The organism is Ruegeria sp. K11 (genome assembly GCF_056531905.1).
In genome coordinates, this window is sequence record NZ_JBQFMP010000038.1 from 1 (window position 1) to 3,037 (window position 3,037).

The window sequence follows — 3,037 nt, forward strand, 5'->3', positions numbered from 1 at the left end:
GCAACCGCATCCGCAATGCTCGAGGGCTTCTCAAACTCGAAACTGTACATTTCGCTCATCCTTTCCGAAAGGCACTCCCGCACCCTTCATCTTTTTGGAAATACTCCGGGGAGCGCGAGGGGCTGGCCCCTCGCACCCCAACCTCTCCAACTCAGCTGTTCATCGCCGCCCAGACGCGCGACGGGCTCACCGGCATGTCGATGTGATCCACCGCCTTGCCGCCCGAATTCAGCGCATCCAGCACCGCATTGACCACCGCAGGCGGCGAGCCAATGGCCCCGGCCTCACCACAGCCCTTCACCCCCAACGGGTTATGCGTGCACGGCGTCTGGCTGGAATGATCCACGCCGTAGAAGGGCACATCATCGGCGCGCGGCATGGCGTAATCCATGAACGACGCGCTCAGCAGCTGGCCATTCTCGTCATAGGCGCAGTTCTCCAGCAGCGCCTGACCGATGCCCTGACCGATACCGCCATGCACCTGACCATCCACGATCATCGGATTGACGATGTTGCCGAAGTCATCCGCCGCCGTGAAGGCTTCGATACTGACCTGACCGGTCTCGGGATCGACCTCGACCTCGCAGGCATAGGCGCCCGAGGGGAAGGTGAAGTTGGCCGGGTCGTAAAACGCGGTCTCCTCCAGCCCCGGCTCGACCTCCAGCGGGAAGTTATGCGGCACATAGGCCGTCAGGGTCACATCGCCCCAGGCCACCGACTTGTCGGTGCCCGCCACGCTGAACTGACCGTCCTTAAGCTCGATATCCGCCTCGGACGCCTCCAGCAGGTGGGCGGCGATCTTCTTGGCCTTGTCGATCACCTTCTCGGTCGCCTTGACCATGGCCGAGCCACAGACCGCCAGCGAGCGCGAGCCATAGGTGCCCATGCCAAACGGGATCTTCGAGGTGTCGCCATGCACGATCTCGACCATCGACTCGTCGATGCCGATCATGTCGGCCACAACCTGCGGGAAGGCGGTCTCATGCCCCTGCCCGTGGCTGTGTGCCCCCACCATAACGCTGATTGATCCGGTGGCGTTCACCCGCACGGTCGCCGCATCATAGAGCCCTGCGCGCGCGCCCAGCATGCCAACGATGTTCGACGGGGCAATGCCACAGGCCTCGATATAGCAGTTGATGCCCAGGCCGCGCAGCTTGCCCTTGGCCTCGCTTTCCGCACGACGCGCGGCAAAGCCTGCCAGATCGGCGGCGGCCTCCAGCTTGTCCATGGTCCCGTTGTAATCCCCGGTGTCATAGGTCAGCGCCACCGGCGTGTCATAGGGAAACTGGGTGACAAAGTTCTGACGGCGCAGCGCAATCGGATCGACGCCCAGCTCGCGCGCGGCCTTGTCCACCACGCGTTCCAGCTGGAACGTCGCCTCGGGTCGGCCGGCACCGCGATAGGCATCCACCGGAACCGTGTTGGTGAACATCGCCTTCACATTCACCTGAATGACCGGCGTCTTGTAGTTGCCCGCCATCAGCGTGCCGTGCAGCCATGTGGGCACGGAACTGGAGAAGGTCGACAGATACGCCCCCAGATTGGCGAAGGTATTGGTGCGCAGACCGATGAAGTTGTTGTCCGCATCCAGCGCCAGTTCGATGGTGCTGACATGATCGCGGCCATGGGCATCCGACATGAACGCCTCGGACCGGCTCGAGGTCCACTTCACCGGCCGGTTGCAGGCCTTGGCGGCGAAGGTACAGAACGCCTCTTCCGCATAGTGGAAAATCTTGGTGCCAAAGCCACCCCCCACATCCGGGGCCACCACGCGGACCTTATGCTCGGGCAGGCCCAGCACAAAGGCACACATCAGCAAGCGGATCACATGCGGGTTCTGCGAGGTCGTATAAAGCGTGTACTCATCCGTCCCGCGCTTGTACTCACCCACCGCCACGCGGGGCTCCATCGGGTTGGCGACCAAACGGTTGTTCACCAGATCCAGCGTGGTCACATGGGCCGCATTGGCGAAGACCTCGTTAACCTTGGCGTCATCGGCCTCGCCCAGCTGCCAGTCATAGCAGATATTGTTCTTCAGATCGTCATGAACCAGCGTCGCGCCCTCTTGCGCCGCGGCCTTCATGTCGATCACCGCGGGCAGTTCTTCGATGTCCACCTCGATCGCCTCGGCCGCATCGCGCGCCTGTTCCAGGCTGTCGGCCACAACGGCGGCAATGGGATCGCCCACATGGCGCACCTTGCCCTGCGCCAGAATGGGGTGCGGAGGCTCCTGCATCGGCGCGCCGTGCTTGTCCGTCACCTCCCAGCCGCAGGGCATGCCGCCCACGCCTTCAAAGTCCTTGCCGGTGAACACCTTGACCACGCCGGGCATGGCTGCCGCCGCCGAGGTATCAAGGCTGGTGATCCGGCCATGCGCGATATCCGAGCGCAGAAAATGCACATAGGCCTGTCCGGCCACGTTGATGTCGTCGGTATAGTTGCCCGCTCCGGTCAGAAAGCGCACGTCCTCGCGCCGCTTGGAACTGGCTCCGATGCCACTGTCTTTGGGCATTGCTTGTTCTCCTCCCTGGAAAAGAATTTTCGTCGAAAATTCTCGCCCGCCTCACTCGGCGGCGATTTGACCAACGTCTTGGCCGGATGCGGCCAGGATCGCCTTGACGATGTTATGATAGCCCGTGCACCGGCACAGATTGCCTTCCAGATACTTGCGGATCTCAGCCTCCGTCGGGCGCGGATTGTCCTTCAGCAAAGCCGCCGCACTCATCACCATACCCGGCGTGCAGAACCCGCATTGCAGGCCATGATGATCCTGAAACGCCTGTTGGATCGTATTCAGAGACCCATCCTCAGCCGCCTGACCCTCAATCGTGCCAACCTCGGCCCCATCCGCCTCAACCGCCAGCATGTTACAAGACTTCACAGCCTGACCATCCACATGCACAACACAGGCCCCACATTGCGCCGTGTCACACCCAACATGCGTCCCCGTCAAACCCAATTGATCACGCAAAAATCCAGACAATAACGTCCGACCCTCAACATCACCGCTCACAGATAATCCGTTCACAGTCATAGA

The 3,037-nt window shown here is 62.0% G+C and carries 2 protein-coding genes; both read right to left on the bottom strand.

Annotated elements, in window-relative coordinates; translation table 11 throughout:
- Nucleotides 1–151: 151 nt before the first annotated feature.
- Nucleotides 152–2,512, bottom strand: coding sequence for a xanthine dehydrogenase family protein molybdopterin-binding subunit (locus ACR0K4_RS22880; protein WP_480855904.1), 2,361 nt, complete (start codon nt 2,510–2,512; stop codon nt 152–154).
- A gap of 51 nt (nt 2,513–2,563) precedes the next feature.
- Nucleotides 2,564–3,037: (2Fe-2S)-binding protein (locus tag ACR0K4_RS22885; RefSeq protein ID WP_480522296.1), on the bottom strand; the 474-nt coding region annotated here is incomplete at its 5' end.